Genomic DNA, 525 nt, shown 5'->3' on the forward strand with positions numbered 1-525 from the left:
CCTCGGCGGCGGACGGGTCGCGCTCTCGGGCGAGCTGGGCTCGACGCTCGTGCTGGCCTCGGTCACCGAGCGCCGCGTGTTCGACGTGCTGCCTGCGACCGCGCACGGCTCCGGCGGGTCGAACGCGCCCAGCACGGTGGTGCACGATCCCGTGCGCGGCCTGGTGCACGTCGCGAACCGCGGCGCCGACACGATCCTGACCGCCCGGATCGACGGCGACCGCCTGGTGCGCGTGTCCGAGGTGCCCGGCGGCGGCTCCCGGCCGGAACATCTCGTGCTCACCGGCCGGCACCTGCTGGCGGTGCACTCCGCCGACGGCGCGGTCGTGGCGCTGCGCCTGCGCGACGGGGTGCCCACGGCCGAGGTCGCCGCGGAGACCCGGGTGCCCGGCGCGATCTGGATCGAGCCGCTGCCGCCGCGGAGCTGAGTCGCGGTTGCGGTCAGCGCTCGGGCAGCTCGGGGCGCCAGCGGTTCCGGTGGCTCCGGCGGCTGCCCGCGGGCTCGGACTCCGGCGGTTCCGAGGGC

General features: G+C 77.7%; 1 protein-coding gene. It reads left to right on the top strand.

The genetic code is table 11. The annotated features are described in order from the left end of the window. Positions 1-427, top strand: a 427-nt coding sequence (locus tag DW299_RS13620; protein ID WP_136036911.1) for a beta-propeller fold lactonase family protein, incomplete at its 5' end; no start/stop codon positions are given. Positions 428-525 lie beyond the last annotated feature (98 nt).

Origin of the sequence: Microbacterium sp. K35, assembly GCF_004794375.1 — a bacterium.
In the GTDB taxonomy this organism is placed as follows: Bacteria; Actinomycetota; Actinomycetes; order Actinomycetales; family Microbacteriaceae; genus Microbacterium; species Microbacterium sufflavum.